This window comes from Hungatella sp. SL.1.14, from assembly GCF_024460495.1.
GTDB classification, from domain to species: Bacteria; Bacillota; Clostridia; order Lachnospirales; family Lachnospiraceae; genus Hungatella; species Hungatella hathewayi.
Window position 1 is genome coordinate 170,996 of sequence record NZ_JANFYJ010000005.1, and the last position, 18,107, is coordinate 189,102.

Below are 18,107 nucleotides of genomic sequence, written 5' to 3' on the forward strand. Positions count from 1 at the left end.
ATGTTCCTCCCTTATTTTTCGAAATGGCCAGGCAGCCTGCGGCCGCCTGACCGTTCTTCATCCCTTAATAATTGCCTAAAATTCTCATGTTGGACGCTTCTTCTTCAATCCCCTTTAACGCATTCTGAATCTGCGCGTCGCCTAAGTTCCCCTCGATGTCGACAAAGAACCGGTATTCCCAGTTTCTTCCCGGAATGGGCCTCGATTCGATCATGCGCATGTTGACGTTATTGTAGATAAAATTGCTCAGCATATTGTACAGGGAGCCGCTGGTATGAGGAAGTTCAAAGCTGATGCTTACCTTTGACGCGTCCTCCCGGTATATGGGTTCTCTGGACAGTATGATGAACCGGGTGGTATTGTCTTTATTAAAGTTGATGGAAGGTTCCAGCACCTTTAAGCCGTAGAGCCGGCCGGCCGTCTCGCTGGCCACCGCCGCCTGATTCTTTTTCCCGTCGTTTAAGACTTTCTTTGCCGATGCCGCGGTGTTCTCCACACTGTACTGCGTCCATTCCCGGTGGGAGTTTAAGTACCGGGAAGACTGCATCAGCGCCTGGGGGTGGGAAAATACGGTGGTGATATCCGAAAGTTCCGCATCCGGAAGTCCCAGCAGTGCGTGGCTGACCGGAATGAAGGTCTCCGCCACGATATAATTATGGTACTTGATCAGCAGATCGTAATTATCGCTGACCGCTCCAGCCGAGGAATTCTCAATGGGAAGAACCGCGTAATCGGCCCGGCCCGCCTCGACTTCCTTCATGGCGTCCTCCCAGAACTGCACGTGGTAAGCATCCACGTCATCTCCAAAGTACTGAAGTGTAGCTTCATGGCTGTACGCCCCTTCCACGCCCTGGTAGACCACGCGTACCCCCTGCATGGGAAGTCCCTTCACGGCCTGAAAATCCATCCTGGCGGTCAGTCCGTGTTCCGCCATCAGCTTATACTGAAACCGACGGCTGATCGTCATCATCTGGCTGAACAGTTCTTCCACGGCCTGCTTCTGGAAGCTGTCGTCCGTCATGGCCTTCACAGACTCCAGCTTCTGTCTCTCCCGATCTCCGTCATAGACCGGTCTGCCGTTTTCAATCTTATATTCCGCCACATCACCGCATAAACGCATGCGTTCTTCAAACAGGGTCACGATTTCCCTGTCGATCTTATCCAGTTGTTTTCTGATTTCCTGTAAATCGAATGTACTCATAAATCCTGTCCTTCTGCCAGCTGAAGCGTAAGCATGGCCTTTATCTGTTCTTCTGTATAGGCGCCCGGGAATTTCTTCACTTCCGGCGGAAGTTCCTTTGTGTGGAACGGTTCTCCAAAGGTGATGGTCACATGGGACGGTTTAATCTTCGGAAAATGCTGTTCAAAAACTTCTGCGGTTCCGGTCAGCGCCACCGGCACCACGTAACAGCCGCTCTTTTCTGCAATCTTTAAGCTTCCCTCTTTAAATGGCAGCAAATCCAGCGGATTGTCATTTTTATTTCTCGTTCCCTCCGGGAAAATCCATACGGAGACGCCGCGTTTCACCTGCTCGATCCCTGCAAGGATGGTCTTTAAGCCTTCCTTTAAATTCACACGGTCGAGAAAAAGGCAGTTGACCAGCTTCATCCAGGATGAAAGCAGCGGAATCTTCTCCATCTCCTTTTTAGCCACAAAACCGGTCAGGGACGGAACCGTTACATAGCCCACCAGGATATCAAAATAGCTGCGGTGGTTCCCTACGTAAAGTACCGCCTGGTCTGTCGGGACATTTTCTCTTCCCTTTACCGTAATCTTCACCCCTGCCATCTTAAGGATCAGCCGGAATACACACTGGATCACGGCCAGACTCTGCACATCGCGCAGATGGCGGTTTTTCTTCCCGATCAGAAACTCCACCAGCATCAGCGGAATACTCAAAATCAAAAACAGAATGACTGTAGCTGCTACAAATATAAAACGTATCATTGGTCTTCCCCTCCATTTTTACTATTATATAAAATGAAGAGTGTAATTACAAGACTTACCCGCCTTTCTTTTTCGTAATTTGTTCAAATAAAAGCCCTGTAGCAAACCACAGCGGAGCAAAATCGAGCCGTATGAGGCCGTCAATATTTGTACTGCGGCCCGTATAGTCCCACGGACACATTCCCCGTGACCGAAGCCACGCTCCTGAGGCGTATTCCGCCACAAAAATCAGAACCATGTAAAGCATCCCGTGGCGCACTGCCAGATCCGATTTTTTTACAGTTAATACTCTGCCCGGATTAAGCCAGTCGTCAATCCATTTACCGATGGGTCCCAGAAGCGCTCCGCAGCCGTAGATAGGGAACATCAAAAGGGACGTCCTCCCCATCAGCCTCCAGTCGTGCCTCATGATCGATTCCGCTGAAGTAAAAAGGACCTCCAGGCACCAGCCTGTGATTCCGCATTTGCAAAAATTGACCGGAAGCTGTTTTAGCTGCAGCGCCGTGCTGCTGATTGTAAATTTTTTGAATGTTGTTGTGTTTAGTGTTGTCGTCTTCATAAGTACCAGTATGTACCCAAAGCGGTAATTTTATGAACGGAAATAAAGAAAAAAGAGGTTCTTTCCCCGCACCCAAAGCCTGGAAAAAACCGAAAAGGGGATTAAACACCCTTTTCGTGTTTTTCCCCTTTTCCTGCCAGCTCCTCCCGAAATCCCTTCGGTGTCGTTCCTGTCAGTTCTTTAAAAACTCTGCTGAAATACTGCGGTGTTTCATATCCTACCATTTGACCGATATCGTAGATACGAAGATTGGGATTACGCAGGTAGTCTTTCGCCATTTCGATGCGGTAATGAGTTAAATACTCCAGAAATGTCTGACCGACCTTTTCTTTAAACAGCCGGCTCAAGTAGACGGGATGGAGGTAAATGTCCTCGGCAAGTGACTGCAGCGTAATGTTTTCCGAATAATGTTCTCTGATATAAACTAACGCACGGTCAATAACCGGACTCCTGCTTTTGGCAGATTCAATCAAAGGCGCCGTAGAAGCCAGATACTCTCTGGCAATATCCTGAATCCGGTGTCTCGACTTCATGGAAATGATCCGGCAGATCAACTCCTGAATACCGTTTCCAGTCTCACGGCAGGATGTATTCTGCTTTAAATACTCTTCCACCACCAGAATCGAATTGATGGCCAGCGCTTTGATCGTATCAATAGAACTTCCGTCGGCTATCAGATTGTCAATATGACTGACCAGAAACTCCGCCAGCAGATCGGAACGTCCCTCCGACAGGCAGTCTAACATGGATTCCTTACTGTTCTGGCTGTAAGCCGCGCCAAAATCAATCTGTCCACTCGCCTTACCATATTCTATGATCCGCTCTTCTGTCTGGAGATGGTGGTATTCCAGAGCCTGACCGGCCTCTTGGTACGCTTCTTTTAATTTTCCTATGCCCTCATAAAAGGATCCCACGCCGGCTATGGCCTCATGGTAATCCAAATATGGTTTCAACAGTTCCAGGAGGCCTGTCGTCTCCCCTTTCGGAATATCATATAGCGCAACTGTAATTTCATGTGCTTCATTTGGAAAAACGTAGCAGCGGTCACCGCCCCCGCTCTCCCCGATCAGCCGGCTGACCGCCTCTCTGCAATCCGGCGGCAGGCCAGGAAGGCAGTTCTCTGCGTCGGGATATCTGATTCTTAAAATCCCATAGCGGCCGAATGGCGGCAGATTGTATTCTCTGCACCGTTGAGCCAGTGTTTCCGGTTCTACCGAATACTTCGTCACATTATGAAAAAAATTATCTTTTTTCAGCCGGTATACCTCCTGTAAATTCCGGTTCTGAGTTTCCAGCTGGCTGAGGGTGTCGTGCAGCTTGAGAAAAATAGCAGTGAGCTGAGAAAAATCCACCGGTTTTGTGAGGAAATCAAAGCTCCCCAGCCTCAGCGCCTTCTGCGCATATTCAAACTCCCCGTAACCGCTTAAAATCACGGATTTTACATCCGGCTGTATGCCGTGGCATTCCTGCAGAAGCTCCAGTCCGGTGCCATCAGGCATTCGGATATCCGTCAGAATGACATCAACCGGATTTTCCTCCAGAAAATGCAGAGCTGTCTCCTTGCAGTCAGCAGTTCCCGCCACCGTATAGCCCAGCGCCTCCCAATCCACATACTGAGAAAGGCCCTGACGCACAAAGCTCTCATCATCCACAATGAGAAGCTGATATAATTTTTTCGTTTCCATCTGTCCTTACCTCCCGAATACTAGATCTCCTGCTCCTGACTCTGTCTGGGCAGAAGCATCTCGATTCCTGTCCCTCCCAATGGAGAGCTCTGGTAATGCAGTCCGCAGTCATCGCCAAAATAAAGTTTCAGACGCTCATTGACGTTGAACACTCCGATTCCACCCTGCGTATGAACACGGTCTTTCAGTTCCCGGTTTAATGCCTCCATCTGCTCCTGCGTCATTCCGATTCCGTTGTCCTCCACCAGAATATGAATCAGATTCTGCTCGATAAACCCGCTTATGGCGATCCTCTTATGGGAAATCTCCGCCGGAGTACTGTCAAAGCCATGAATAACGCTGTTTTCCACAAGAGGCTGCAAAGACAGCTTGGCAATCGTTACGCCTCCGGGGTCGAACGGCAGATCAACCGTAAGCTGAATGGGTTCGGAGTAACGCAGATTTATAATCGCAAGATAGGCGTCCACATGGCTCAGCTCTTCTGAAAAAGGAACAATCACGCTGTTCTTCTTAATTCCCAGTCTCAAAAGATCGGAAAACTGTTTGATCATATGGCTTACTTCCCCATCCCCCTGTTCCTCTGCAATGGCTTTCCACCGGATCATATCCAGTGTATTATATAGAAAATGGGGATTGATCTGCATCTGAAAGGCGTTTAATTCCGCCTCTTTTTTCAGCATTTCCAAATGGCGTTCGTTAAGCTCGGATACATAGGTTTCCTGAATCAGGCTTTTTAAATCGGCGATCATCTCATTATATTTTTGTCCCAGTATTCCCACTTCGTCACCTGCCGGATCTTCATATTCCACCTCCAGATTTCCTCTTGAAGCGGTCTGCATGGTATTCTTCAGACGGTTCAGCGGAGATACAATACTGACCGTAATAATATATGCGATGAAGACGGCGATTATCAGACTGACTGCCAGCACCAGAAAGCTGAACCTGCGCAGCATCAGAGGCCGCTCAAACAGCCGGTCACGGTAAGCCAGATTGATCAGGTACATATCGGTCCCTGTGATGCGAAGGAAGGTGAGTTCACACGCTTCCCCGCGAATCACCGCCTCTATGTCCCCTTCTTCCCTGCCTTTCACCTGTTCCATAACCGGATCGTCAGATGCCAGGGTAGGACCTTCGATATTGACATTGAAAGACCACAGGGGCTGGCTGCCCATAAGCAGAAGATTACTGTCCGATGTCAGGGTGGAGGCATCCACATTTTTTAGCAGAGATTTCATATCCAGATTGATTACAATGATACCGAGGCTGGAATTAACCTGATAGCTGGGAATCGACCGCGCAAGCACAAACGTGTCCACCAGAGGCGTATTGAACATGGTCTGATGGTAAAAGGTGTTGTAAAACTGAGGCGGATCGAACCAGACCGGCGTTCCGGAAGCCCTGATTGTTTTCTGATAGATATCACTGTCCCGAAAGGCAGATATGTCAGGAATCCAGGACCCCGCCATATTCCCGTATGTACTGACCGGAGAAAACTGGTCGTATTCCGTTATGATCTGTATACTGCGGATCAGACTGTCTCCGTCCGTATAGTAATGGTACAGACGGCTGTTGATCTGATCTCTCAGAATCTCCTTTTTATCGGACAGATCCTCCTCCGGATTATTTTCCAGACGGTACAGCTCGATCAGCGCACCGGTCAGCTCCTCGTCGGAATAGATTTCATAAAGGAACTGTTCATTTTGTTTCAGGACATGGGATATGGAACTCCCGATAAGGAGGTTGTTGTTCTTAAACAGCTGAAGCGTCGTCTTAAACAAATCACTGGTATACACATGAAAGGTGAGAAAAATAAGAAGACAGCTGGGTATCATCAAAAGAGTACAGGAAAGAATGATGAGGCGCACAAAAATAGAGGTTTTTCGGCATATACCCAAAAGCCGTCCTACAAGATCATTCCGTTTTTCCAGAGTTTCCATCGTGACTGAGCCTCCTGCTGATTTTCCTGACGATACACCAAAAAGAAGGCGAGCATGCAGCCTTCTTTCTGGAAATATCTATCATTATTTTTCTGCCTTTTCCAATACCTCTTTGTTATACTGGTCTACGACCTCTTTTTGAGCCTGTTCGGAAGCCGCTGCAAATTCCTTTTCCGGATCTGCATTTAAATCAGCCAGGATTTTCTGAACGGTACGGTCTACATATGGAGAAATTATGTCTTTTCCTTCATACTCAAGCCTGCCTGTTCCTTCAATCTTCTTAAGTACCTCCTGATATTCCGGGTTCATATCTGTTAATTCACTTACATTAACATCTGTACGCGGATAATGAATGGGATCTACCGCTCCTTTATCTGCAGAAGCTTCAATCGTACGTTCCATGGATTCCTTAGAACTCATAAAAGCAATGTATCGCCATGCTGCATCCTGCTTTTCCGGAGAACTCTTCGCGTTAATTACCCAGTTGTATCCAAGGCTTGTGGTAACACTCTTTCCTGAAGGACCCGCCGGGAACGGACAGAGTCCTATGTCATCCACTTTTGCTCCCAGGCTTGCCGCCGTGCTCACCCAATCCGTAGCGAACGGCATCATGGCAATCTTGCCCTGAGCAAATTTTTCAATCAGTTCGTTAAATTTCAGGGTCAGATCCGGCTGGCTGACACCGTCCCGGCGCAGCTTCTGATAATAATTTGCCGCCTCAATCACTGCGGGATCTGTAAAGGTGAGTTCCAGAGTGCCGTCTGCATTTCTCTTCGTTAAATCACCTCCGGCCTGCCATACATAATACTGGAAGAACCAGTCGGTCCACTCCGAACCGAGGACACCATAGCCATACGTCTGAGTATCCGGATTCGTGATCTTTTTTGCCGTCTCATAAGCCTCCTCCCATGTTGCCGGAGGATTTTCAATTCCTGCTTCCCTGAATACCGCCTTGTTGTAAGCCAGCAGGAAATGCTCATGTGCGGTAAAGTAACACACAAGAATTTGATAGACAGCCTTCACTATTCAGAAAAATTAACCAAAAAAAAGCAAAATTGAATTTGATAATTGATATAATAGCTAAAATATGGTACTATAAAACAAAAGGAGATGATGCCAATGGTTTGATGAAACACACAACAAAATATAACTTTTTAAGCAAAGGAGGAAGTCCATAATGAGAAAAATCAAAACAATATTAGGGATAGTTTTTTCTTTAGCTATTGTAACAACAATGAACACTACTGTTTTTGCAGCTAACGATTCAGGAATACCAGAACGTAGAGGAGTATATATACGAGAATGTGTAGGTTATGAGCCTAATTATACGAATATTGATTATACTCATAAATTATTAGGTTCTGTTTCAGGCGATAATACTCAAGGCTCAAGTCCTATGCAAATTACATATCAATATGAACAAAGCGGAACAACCACCGCATCTATTGCGGGTTATGCCAATGGCACAACAGAAGCAAATGTTGTTTTTGCAAAAATGCAGGCGGAAGTAGGAGTTGAAGTTACCGGTTCACGTAGTTGGACAAAAGGAACATCAGCGGGTGTCTCATATAGTATTGCACCGGGGAAATTTGAAGTGTTAAATGTTTATATTCCTGCTGTTAGAACAGCTGGTCGTTTAAAATACAAGGTTTATATGGACGGCTATCCTGAAAATGTTTTTTATGAATATAAAACATTAACAGAATCTTATGCACCACAAAAAAATTCTGTCCATTATAAAGTAACAACTTCTAGCTACTCAGCCATAAAAGTTCCAAAGGGAATGACGGTATACACGCCAACAGGAGTATATAAAGCACAATGAAAAACAAATTGTTTATATTACTATTAGCTTTTGTACTTTTGTTGAGTGCTTGTTCTAATAATTCTCCACCTGATGACAACACAAAAGAAGTACTGCCAGAGCTTGAAAGTGCCGGTTCTATTGAAAGCCGGGGCGAGAAATTTATTGAAAATTTTCCACAGGACTATCCTTCATTTGAATTATTAGAATATGTTTTTGGTTCCGCTGAAAATGCCCCAATACAACTGGTTGCGATAGCCCGAAATAAAGAAACTGGTTCATCAGCTACATTATTTGTGCTTGATGAAAATGGGGTAGGTCAGGTAGTTCTTGCAAGTGGTTATTCAGCGACATATTGCAAAGAAGATGGATTACAACTTGATAAAAACGTAATTTCTATTTCTTTGAATTTGGAAATCTCTAGTACAAATTCTGAAATTCACGACTTTAATATTACAGTAACACAGGAGGAAAATCAAGGTAAAGTCAATACAGTGTATTCTTCACAAGAAAACATCAGATCGAAAGTAGCAAATCCAGCCGAGCCAGTCAACGGCAAGTAAATGGGCTTCGCCCACCGTTGACAGCCCCGCCTGTCTTTGCAAATGTGTAGCCAAGAGGACGATAGCCCAAAGTGCTACCGCCCTCTTTTATTTTACAACTGAATAACCGCTGCCCCATAGCGGCACATGAAGCAGTAAGTCTGAAAAAGATTTGCTGCTTTTTTTGCGCCCATTTTTGGCAAATCGAGAAAGTATCGGTACTGATAAGTGAGCAGGGGGAAATTCCCGTTTTCTATCAAGCAGCGGGCAAAACACAGCTTCTGAAACGCCTTATTGTTGGGAAAGACCAAGCCGCCGGAAAAGTCTTTGCCAGAAAGAGAGGGAGAACGCCAGCCCGCAGCCTTTTATGAAAAAACTGGTTGCGATTTCCCGAAAAAGTGGCAGTAGGAAGTGAGCGGCAGTCCGGCAGTTTCTTAGAGCAAGATTCTACCGCAGTACCAAAATTCGCTTATCGCTCATTTTGCCCCTGCGGGAATCTTGTTGGGGAGTGCCTTCCCCAAACCCTGCCATGCGGCTTACGCCGCTTATCCCGCCGCAGCCATGCGGCAGTCGAAAGGAGGTTTTACCATGCGAAAACGATACAACACACCGCACCGCAGCCGGGTAGTCAAAACACGCATGACCGAGGAAGAATACGCCGAGTTTGCAGAAAGGCTTTCTGCCTACAACATGAGCCAAGCCGAGTTTATCCGGCAAGCCATAACCGGGGCAGCCATACGCCCCATCATAACCGTTTCTCCCGTCAATGATGAGCTGCTTGCCGCTGTTGGGAAGCTGACCGCCGAATACGGCAGGATCGGCGGCAACTTAAACCAGATAGCCCGGACGCTGAACGAGTGGCACAGCCCCTACCCGCAGCTTGCCGGGGAGGTACGGGCGGCGGTTTCCGACCTTGCTGCCCTAAAGTTTGAAGTCTTGCAGAAAGTGGGTGACGCTGTTGGCAACATTCAAACATATCAGCTCTAAAAATGCGGACTATGGCGCAGCGGAAGCCTACCTCACATTTGAGCATGACGAGTTTACCATGAAGCCCACCCTTGATGAAAACGGGCGGCTGATACCGAGGGAGGATTACCGCATTTCTTCCCTTAACTGCGGGGGCGAGGATTTCGCTGTTGCCTGTATGCGGGCTAATCTCCGCTATGAGAAAAACCAAAAACGGGAAGATGTGAAAAGCCACCACTATATCATCAGCTTTGACCCACGGGACGGGACAGACAACGGCTTGACCACAGACCGGGCGCAGGAACTGGGGGAACAGTTCTGCAAGGCACATTTCCCCGGACACCAAGCCCTAATCTGCACCCACCCGGACGGGCATAACCACAGCGGGAATATCCATGTGCATATCGTCATCAACTCCCTGCGGATTTACGAAGTCCCGCTTCTGCCCTACATGGACAGACCAGCCGACACAAGGGAGGGCTGCAAGCACCGCTGTACCAATGCCGCTATGGAATATTTCAAGAGTGAAGTCATGGAGATGTGCCACCGGGAGGGGCTTTACCAAATCGACCTCTTGAACGGCAGCAAGGAACGGATAACCGAACGGGAATACTGGGCGGCAAAGAAAGGGCAGCTTGCCCTTGATAAAGAGAACGCCGCCAGAGAAGCCGCCGGACAGCCGACCAAGCCCACCAAGTTTGAAACGGACAAGGCGAAGCTGCGCCGGACGATACGGCAGGCACTTTCCCAAGCTGCCAGCTTTGACGAGTTTTCTTCCCTTTTGCTGCGGGAGGGTGTGACCGTCAAGGAGAGCCGGGGGCGGCTTTCCTACCTCACGCCGGACAGGACGAAGCCTATCACAGCCCGGAAGCTGGGGGACGATTTTGACAAGGCTGCTGTCCTTGCCCTGCTTACGCAGAACGCCAACAGAGCCGCCGAACAGACCAAAGCCATACCCGAATACCCTGCCGCAGCTAAAAAGCCGTCACAAGGGGAAAAAACCGCAAAAACCACCCCGGCAGACAACACCTTGCAGCGCATGGTTGACCGGGAAGCCAAACGAGCCGAGGGCAAAGGCGTGGGCTATGACCGTTGGGCGGCAAAGCACAACCTAAAGCAGATGGCGGCTACCGTTACCGCCTATCAGCAGTACGGCTTTTCTTCCCCGGAGGAACTGGACGAAGCCTGTTCTGCCGCCTATGCCGCCATGCAGGAAAGCCTTGCAGAGCTGAAGCAGGTGGAAAAGACGCTGAACGGGAAAAAGGAGCTGCAACGACAGGTGCTTGCCTATTCCAAGACCCGCCCTGTCCGGGACGGGCTGAAACAGCAGAAAAACGCCAAAGCAAAAGCAGCCTACCGTCAGAAGTACGAAAGCGACTTTATCATAGCAGACGCAGCCGCCCGCTATTTCAGGGAGAACGGCATTTCCAAGCTGCCGAGCTATAAAGCCATGCAAGCAGAGATTGAAACCCTTATCCAAGAGAAAAACAGCGGCTACAACGATTACCGGGCAAAACGGGAGGAATACCGCCGCTTACAGACTGTCAAGGGCAATATCGACCAGATTTTACACCGGGAGCGCAAGCCTGTGAAAAGGCAGGAACAGGAACGATAAAAACCGCCCCAAAATGTACCCGAACCTATACAGAACAAGGGGGCTGCCCCGTACCCTATCCGCAAATACCAAAGGATTTTTTGACGGGCTTATAGGGCAGAAAAACCCCGAAAATGATACCGAGATGATACAGAATTACCGCCGATACCGTCACACCAGCGGAAACGGCAGAAAGGAGCGCACCCATGCCAAGAATGAGCAAGAAACGGCGGCTGGAATGGTCTTTTTTCCTGCGGCAAGTGAAAGTCGGGAATTCCACCTGCGACCGTATCACATACAATGACCTCTGCCGGGGCTGTACCCATAGCTGCAAGCAGAGCTTCCGGGCGATTATCATACTCTGCCCCCACTACTACTCCAAACGCCGGAAAAAGGAGGACAGGGACAATGGCAGATAACCGCAAATATTACTACCTCAAGCTGAAAGAGAACTTTTTTGACAGCGACTCCATTGTGCTGCTGGAAGATATGAAAGACGGGATTTTATACTCCAATATCCTCTTGAAGCTGTACTTAAAATCGCTGAAAAACGGCGGGAAATTGCAGCTTGACGAGCATATCCCCTACACAGCGCAGATGATAGCGACACTGACCCGCCACCAGATAGGAACGGTTGAGAGGGCTTTGGAGATTTTCCGGCAGTTGGGGCTTGTGGAGCAGCTTGACAGCGGGGCTTTCTATATGACCGACATTGAGTTGATGATAGGACAGTCCTCTACCGAAGCCGAGCGAAAACGGGCTGCAAGGCTGGAAAACAAGGCACTTTTACCGCCCCGGACAAAAGGCGGACATTTGTCCGACATTCGTCCACCAGAGAAAGAGATAGAGTTAGAGAAAGAGATAGAGATAGAAAAAGAGAGAGAGGGAGAAACGGGACACCCCGCCCCCGCCGCTTATGGCAGATACAACAATGTAATACTGACCGATACAGAGCTTTCCGGGCTGAAAACAGAGCTGCCCGACAAGTGGGAGTATTATATTGACCGGCTTTCCTGCCATATCGCTTCCACTGGGAAGCAGTACCACAGCCATGCAGCCACCATTTACAAGTGGGCGCAGGAAGACGCTGCCAAAGGCAAGGCTGCCCCGAAACAGGGCATACCCGATTATTCATGCAAGGAGGGCGAGAGCTTATGAAAAACGAGATTGAAGCTATGATTACGGACATTACAGCCACTACCGCCGAAGCGGAGGACTACACAGGCGAGGACGGGCTTTTATACTGCGGCAAGTGCCATACGCCCAAAGAAGCCTACTTTGCAGAGGGAAAGACCTGTTTCGAGCGTGACCGCCACCCAACAGACTGCGACTGCCAGCGAGCAGCCCGTGAAAAGCAGCAAGCCGCCGAAAGCCGACAGAAGCACCTTGAAAAAGTGGAGGACTTGAAACGCCGGGGCTTTACCGACCCTGCTATGCGGAACTGGACATTTGAGCATGACAACGGCAGAAACCCACAGACCGAAACCGCCCGCTTTTATGTGGAGAGCTGGGAAACCATGCAGGCTGAAAATATCGGCTACCTGTTTTGGGGCGGCGTGGGGACAGGAAAAAGCTACCTTGCCGCCTGTATCGCCAACGCCCTTATGGAGAAAGAGGTTGCCGTCTGTATGACAAACTTTGCAACCATACTCAATGACCTTGCTGCCAGCTTTGATGGCAGGAACGAATATATTTCCCGCCTTTGCAGCTACCCCCTGCTGATACTTGATGATTTTGGTATGGAGCGAGGAACAGAATACGGGCTGGAACAGGTTTACAGCGTGATTGACAGCCGTTACCGAAGCGACAAGCCGCTGATCGCCACGACCAACCTCACGCTGGAGGAATTGCAGCACCCGCAGGACACGCCCCACGCCCGTATCTATGACAGGCTGACTTCCATGTGCGCCCCCGTCCGCTTCACGGGCAGCAACTTCCGAAAGGAAACCGCACAGGAAAAGCTGGAACGCTTAAAGCAACTGATGAAGCAGCGAAAGGAGAACCTATGACAGAAACGAAACAGACAAGCACCACCAAAACAGACCGCCGCCCGGACTGTGTGACGGAAATCCGCATGGGCAACTCCGTCCTTACCGTTTCCGGCTTCTTCAAGCAGGGCGCAACCGATACCGCAGCCGACAAGATGATGAAAGTGCTGGAAGCGGAAGCTGCTACACAAAAAACGGCGATTTGACCGACCATAAAGAAGCAGATTTGACGCTTTTGCCGCTATACAGACCGCCGCCCCATGTGGTACAATCAAGGTACGGAATAGTGGGGCTGGCTGTCGGAAACGGAGGATTTTATGTTAAGACAGACCAACCAACAACCAATTACCGCCCTTTACCCAAGACTTTCCCATGAGGACGAGCTGCAAGGCGAGAGCAATTCCATTTCCAACCAGAAGCGTATTCTTGAAACCTATGCAAAGCAGAACGGCTTTTCCAATCTGCGCTGGTACACGGACGACGGTTATTCTGGTGCGAACTTTCAAAGACCCGGTTTTCAAGCCATGCTTGCGGACATTGAAGCCGGAAAAGTCGGGACAGTTATCGTAAAGGATATGTCGAGGTTAGGGCGAAACTACCTGCAAGTGGGAATGTACACGGAAATGATTTTCCCACAGAAAGGTGTCCGCTTTATCGCTATCAATGACGGAGTGGACAGCGCACAAGGCGACAATGACTTTGCCCCGCTGCGGAATATCTTTAACGAATGGCTGGTGAGAGATACGAGCAAGAAAATCAAAGCAGTAAAACGCTCAAAAGGCATGAGTGGCAAGCCCATCACAAGCAAGCCTGTGTATGGCTACCTCATGGACGAGGACGAAAATTTCATTATTGACGAGGAAGCTGCACCCGTAGTCAAGCAGATATACAACCTCTGCCTTGCCGGGAACGGTCCGACTAAGATAGCCCGTATGCTCACAGAGCAGCAAATCCCCACGCCGGGGACGCTGGAATACCGTAGGACGGGCAGCACCCGCCGCTACCACCCCGGCTATGAGTGCAAGTGGGCGACCAATACCGTTGTGCATATCCTTGAAAACCGGGAATACACAGGCTGTCTGGTAAACTTCAAGACAGAAAAGCTCTCTTACAAAGTCAAGCACAGTGTAGAAAATCCCCTGGAAAAGCAAGTGATTTTCGAGAACCACCACGAGCCTATCATAGACACCCAGACATGGGAACGGGTGCAGGAACTTCGCAAGCAGCGCAAACGCCCCAACCGCTATGATGAAGTGGGCTTGTTCTCCGGCATACTGTTCTGTGCGGACTGCGGTAGTGTCATGTATCAGCAGCGATACCAGACGGACAAGCGCAAGCAGGACTGTTATATCTGCGGCAACTACAAGAAACGCACCCATGACTGTACGGCGCACTTTATCCGCACCGACCTCTTGACCGCTGGCGTACTCTCCAATCTGCGGAAAGTGACAAGCTATGCGGCAAAGCATGAAGCCCGGTTTATGAAGCTCTTGATTGAGCAGAACGAGGACGGGGGCAAGCGCAGGAACGCCGCCAAGAAAAAGGAGCTGGAAGCCACCGAGAAACGCATAGCCGAGTTATCCGCTATTTTCAAGCGGCTGTATGAGGACAGCGTGACCGGGCGCATATCAGACGAGCGTTTCACAGAGCTGTCGGCAGACTATGAAGCAGAACAACGGGAGCTGAAAGAAAGAGCCGCTGCTATCCAAGCGGAGCTTTCCAAAGCACAGGAAGCCACCGTGAACGCAGAAAAGTTTATGAATGTTGTTCGGCGGCATACCAGCTTTGAAGAACTTACCCCTACTCTGTTGCGGGAGTTTGTAGAGAAAATCGTTGTGCATGAGTGCAGCTATGACGAGAACAAGACCCGTAGGCAGGACATTGAGATTTATTATTCTTTTGTTGGCAAGGTGGACTTGCCCGAATAACCGCCCGACCTATCCGACATACCTCATGTGCCGGATAGGAACGGCAAAATTTTTTACACTTCTATTACTTCTTTATCACACATCAGTAAATTCGCATCGATTGAAGTAATTCCATAGAGATTCCCGTTCTTTGTAAACATATCCACATAGGACTGGGAGAATCCGTCTTTCTCATCCCACTGATCGAAATATTGATTCAGCGGAGCCAGTATACCGGCATTGGCGTATTTGTCCATTAAAGTGAAGGAAACCGTTACACAGTCCGGCGCGTTGCCGGCAGCAACCCCCTGATAAAAATCGTTTCCCGGGTCTCCCTCTTTCATTACCTTATTAAGGATAATGTCAGGGTTTTCTTCCATGAATTCTTCATCCAGTTCCTGCTTTATATCGGTCTCATTCTTACTTTCCACCCACATGGTCAGTGTAACAGCCTCTCCGTTTCCCTTGTCCTCCGCTGCCTTCCCATTTTCAGCCGCTGTTTTTTCCTCTTCTGTTTTTTTCACCTCGGCTGCCGTACTCTGCGTTTCCGACGGCTTAGATCCACAGGCGGTTAGCCCTGCCGCCACAGCTGCGGTTAACAGGATAGCTGCCGCTTTTTTCATAACCTGTCTACGTCTCATATAAAATCCTCCTTTATTATGTCATTCCGGCAGGTGCCTTCTCCATGCCGGAACCTGTTATATTTTTATTCTACAGGATATTTTTACCATGACATAGAGACAAACGCAGCGTATATATGTAACAATTTTAACATGTTCCCCTTAATTTTTCAGCTATTTGCAGACATTTTAAATAAAATATATTAATTATGTCTCCTGTTTGGTTAATTTTGTTTATCAGAAAAGGCAGTTAAAGTTCGATATAATAAGAACAGTTAAAGCTCAAAAGGAGGAGTCACTATGGAAAATAACAGGTTTCACTCTGCTTCCTTCCGCAAAGCCCTGTCTCCATGGCTGTTCATGCTGCCTGGAATCATATTTACGGTATGGCTGCGGTATTATCCGATCATAAAATCGTTTTACATGTCGCTGTTCAGTTATGATGCAGTCAATCCACCGGGACATTTTGCGGGATTTCAGAATTATATCAATCTGTTTACCGCAGCCTACTATTGGGATGCGTGGAAAAATACGTTTATTTTCCTGATCCTGCAGCTGTTCCTCGTATTCTGGGTTCCGCTGGTCCAGGCAATCTTTTTAAATGAGCTGAAGCGTTTTCAGAAGACATTCAGCACCATCTATTTGATTACTGCCCTGATTCCCATTTCCGTAAGCGTTATCCTGTGGAAATGGATCTGGAATCCCGATTTCGGTCTTGCCAACCAGATTGTAAAAGCATTTGGCCTGCCGCAGCAGATGTGGCTCAGTAATCCAGCACTGACTAAATTCTGTATTATTTTTCCCGGATTTGTGGGCGGAGGCGTGGGAGTTCTGTTGTTTTTATCCGCGATTAACGGTATTTCGGAAGATGTCCTGGAGGCCAGCCAGTTAGATGGCTGTTCCGGCTGGCAGCGAATCCGCCATATCATTCTGCCGAATATCCGGTTCATCATTATCATTCAGTTAGTATTGGCGGTTATCAGTTCCATGCAGATTCTGGATGCACCTTACCAATTTGCAGCCGGAGGGCCCAGCGGCGCCTCCACCTCCATGGGGGTCTATATCTACTCTACCTTTTATACAGACCTGGATTACGGAAAAGCAACGGCGGCATCCTGTATCCTGTTTCTCGTCATTGCAGTCCTGACGTTTCTTCAACTGCGAATGGACCAGTCCGAAGCAGAATAAAGGGGGGAAAATAACATGAAAAGAAAAAAACAGACAGGAATCAAAGCCGGTGGCAGTACGATAAGCCTGAAAATCGCAGCTTATGCCGTATCAATCTTCTTCGCAGTCGTCATTCTTTATCCTCTGCTTTACATAGCGGCCACTTCCATGAAAGACAGCAAAAAACTGTATGAGCTGCCGCCCAGGCTGCTTCCCTATGCGGCTAACAGCGTTACATTTGAACTGGATTACAGCCGGGTACCGGAGGACCAGCTTCTGGAGGCTATGCGCCAGGATCAGATTCTGACCGGATTCCTGACGATCTATGAAATGGATGAGGACTCTGTGTTTGAAGTCAGACTCGTCGGCACAAGGGATGGCATTCCGGTCTTTCAGTCCAGGGCACACCGCGGAGCCCTGGAGCTGCAAAGAGATGCAGGGATTTACTCCCATGCCACCATGGAACCCAAAGTTCTGCTAAATCCAAAGCGTTGGGAAAAAGCTTCTGATTTTCTGGGATATCAGTATGATCCGGCCGGGATTCCGAAAGGGGATCAATTCCGGATAAAAAATTCCGGGGAGGAACTGGCCTCCAGGATACAGGCTGTATTTCAGGAAAAATACGAACTCCATGGGGCACTCACTGCGATAACGAGTCATAAAAATAACCTTCTGCTCCTGGAAAGTTTCTCCTACTATTTCCAGCTTCCTTCTGTGATGTACAGCAAAAACGAACTGGTAAGCCGCTACAGCTTTTTAATTTTTATCATGAATACTGCTCTCGTGATTACATGGGCCATAGTCACTCAGGTAGTGCTGTGCGGAATCACCGCATTCCCCATCTCACGCCTTCTTCCGAAAAAGTTATCCGGAATTATGTTGTTTTTTTTCCTTGGAAGTACTATGATCCCTTTTATATCGATCATGATTCCCCAGTTTACCATGTTTCAGAGACTGGGCTTTTATAATAACTACCGTGCGCTGCTGATGCCGTTTTTGCTGCCCTACGGTTTCTATATCTATTTATACAAGGGCTTTTTCGATCAGCTTCCCCAGAGTCTCTTCGATGCGGCCAGAATCGACGGCGCCGGCAACTGGTACAGCTTTGTAAAAATCTGTATGCCGCTGTCGAAGCCTATTATTTCCTTAATTGCGCTTCAGACCTTTCTGGCAAACTGGAATGACTTTTTCTGGGCTTGGCTTGTCACTGAAAAGCAAAGCCTGTGGACCTTAAATGTGGCGCTCTATAACATTTCAAAAAACCAGTTTATTAAAATGAATTTTATTATGGGATTATCCCTGCTTTCCATTCTTCCTGTCATGCTTCTCACAATCATATTTTCAAGCCAGATCAAGAAAAGCATCATATCTTCAGGAATTAAGGGGTAAGA

At 48.4% G+C, this 18,107-nt stretch carries 18 protein-coding genes; 11 read left to right on the forward strand and 7 right to left on the reverse strand.

Annotated elements, in window-relative coordinates:
• Nucleotides 1-64 precede the first annotated feature (64 nt).
• From pheA to NE473_RS07570, 6 genes are all read right to left on the reverse strand, one after another.
• Nucleotides 65-1,201 (reverse strand): prephenate dehydratase, encoded by a 1,137-nt coding sequence (pheA, locus tag NE473_RS07545; protein WP_022030321.1) that lies wholly within the window; start codon nt 1,199-1,201, stop codon nt 65-67.
• On the reverse strand, nt 1,198-1,947 hold the full coding sequence (locus NE473_RS07550) for a lysophospholipid acyltransferase family protein (RefSeq protein ID WP_022030320.1): 750 nt from the start codon (nt 1,945-1,947) through the stop codon (nt 1,198-1,200). Before NE473_RS07550 ends, pheA begins: the two co-directional genes overlap by 4 nt.
• 55 nt (nt 1,948-2,002) lie before the next feature.
• Nucleotides 2,003-2,506, reverse strand: coding sequence for a putative ABC transporter permease (locus NE473_RS07555; RefSeq protein WP_006770955.1), 504 nt, complete (start codon nt 2,504-2,506; stop codon nt 2,003-2,005).
• 101 nt (nt 2,507-2,607) lie between these two features.
• Nucleotides 2,608-4,191: a response regulator gene (locus NE473_RS07560; protein WP_055650761.1), complete on the reverse strand. Its 1,584-nt coding sequence runs from the start codon at nt 4,189-4,191 to the stop codon at nt 2,608-2,610.
• Between the two features lie 20 nt (nt 4,192-4,211).
• On the reverse strand, nt 4,212-6,128 hold the full coding sequence (locus NE473_RS07565) for a sensor histidine kinase (RefSeq protein WP_055650760.1): 1,917 nt from the start codon (nt 6,126-6,128) through the stop codon (nt 4,212-4,214).
• An 84-nt stretch (nt 6,129-6,212) separates the two neighbouring features.
• Nucleotides 6,213-7,127: an extracellular solute-binding protein gene (locus tag NE473_RS07570; RefSeq protein WP_256265193.1), complete on the reverse strand. Its 915-nt coding sequence runs from the start codon at nt 7,125-7,127 to the stop codon at nt 6,213-6,215.
• Nucleotides 7,128-7,305: 178 nt separating this feature from the next.
• Between NE473_RS07570 and NE473_RS07575 the strand changes: the two genes are divergently transcribed.
• The 9 genes from NE473_RS07575 to NE473_RS07615 all read left to right on the forward strand — a co-directional run bounded on the left by NE473_RS07575 (nt 7,306) and on the right by NE473_RS07615 (nt 14,950).
• Nucleotides 7,306-7,953, forward strand: coding sequence for a YfkD family protein (locus NE473_RS07575; RefSeq protein WP_006857809.1), 648 nt, complete (start codon nt 7,306-7,308; stop codon nt 7,951-7,953).
• On the forward strand, nt 7,950-8,495 hold the full coding sequence (locus NE473_RS07580) for a hypothetical protein (protein WP_006857810.1): 546 nt from the start codon (nt 7,950-7,952) through the stop codon (nt 8,493-8,495). Before NE473_RS07575 ends, NE473_RS07580 begins: the two co-directional genes overlap by 4 nt.
• Before the next feature lie 567 nt (nt 8,496-9,062).
• Nucleotides 9,063-9,461 (forward strand): plasmid mobilization protein, encoded by a 399-nt coding sequence (locus NE473_RS07585; RefSeq protein ID WP_002569238.1) that lies wholly within the window; start codon nt 9,063-9,065, stop codon nt 9,459-9,461.
• Entirely contained in the window at nt 9,433-11,055 is a 1,623-nt protein-coding gene (locus NE473_RS07590; RefSeq protein ID WP_006773200.1) for a relaxase/mobilization nuclease domain-containing protein, read from the forward strand. The genes NE473_RS07585 and NE473_RS07590 overlap by 29 nt, the downstream gene beginning before the upstream one ends.
• Nucleotides 11,056-11,240: 185 nt before the next feature.
• Nucleotides 11,241-11,453 carry a hypothetical protein gene (locus tag NE473_RS07595; RefSeq protein WP_039891482.1) on the forward strand — a complete coding sequence of 71 codons (213 nt, stop codon included), beginning with the start codon at nt 11,241-11,243 and terminating at the stop codon, nt 11,451-11,453.
• Nucleotides 11,443-12,192 carry a phage replisome organizer N-terminal domain-containing protein gene (locus tag NE473_RS07600; RefSeq protein ID WP_008394427.1) on the forward strand — a complete coding sequence of 250 codons (750 nt, stop codon included), beginning with the start codon at nt 11,443-11,445 and terminating at the stop codon, nt 12,190-12,192. The genes NE473_RS07595 and NE473_RS07600 overlap by 11 nt, the downstream gene beginning before the upstream one ends.
• Nucleotides 12,189-13,043: an ATP-binding protein gene (locus tag NE473_RS07605; protein WP_006773197.1), complete on the forward strand. Its 855-nt coding sequence runs from the start codon at nt 12,189-12,191 to the stop codon at nt 13,041-13,043. The genes NE473_RS07600 and NE473_RS07605 overlap by 4 nt, the downstream gene beginning before the upstream one ends.
• Complete coding sequence (locus NE473_RS07610; protein WP_002569233.1) at nt 13,040-13,228, forward strand: transposon-encoded TnpW family protein; 189 nt, start codon at nt 13,040-13,042, stop codon at nt 13,226-13,228. The genes NE473_RS07605 and NE473_RS07610 overlap by 4 nt, the downstream gene beginning before the upstream one ends.
• 111 nt (nt 13,229-13,339) lie before the next feature.
• Complete coding sequence (locus tag NE473_RS07615; RefSeq protein ID WP_006773196.1) at nt 13,340-14,950, forward strand: recombinase family protein; 1,611 nt, start codon at nt 13,340-13,342, stop codon at nt 14,948-14,950.
• A 53-nt stretch (nt 14,951-15,003) separates the two neighbouring features.
• Here the strand turns inward: NE473_RS07615 and NE473_RS07620 are convergent, their stop codons facing one another.
• Complete coding sequence (locus NE473_RS07620; RefSeq protein WP_256265194.1) at nt 15,004-15,570, reverse strand: ABC transporter substrate-binding protein; 567 nt, start codon at nt 15,568-15,570, stop codon at nt 15,004-15,006.
• Nucleotides 15,571-15,849: 279 nt separating this feature from the next.
• On the opposite strand from NE473_RS07620, the gene NE473_RS07625 reads away from it, so the two are divergent.
• Both NE473_RS07625 and NE473_RS07630 read left to right on the forward strand, forming a co-directional pair.
• Nucleotides 15,850-16,737, forward strand: a complete 888-nt coding sequence (locus tag NE473_RS07625; RefSeq protein ID WP_006770961.1) for a carbohydrate ABC transporter permease — start codon at nt 15,850-15,852, stop codon at nt 16,735-16,737.
• Nucleotides 16,738-16,752: 15 nt separating this feature from the next.
• Entirely contained in the window at nt 16,753-18,105 is a 1,353-nt protein-coding gene (locus NE473_RS07630) for a carbohydrate ABC transporter permease (RefSeq protein ID WP_055650755.1), read from the forward strand.
• The last annotated feature ends 2 nt before the right edge of the window (nt 18,106-18,107 follow it).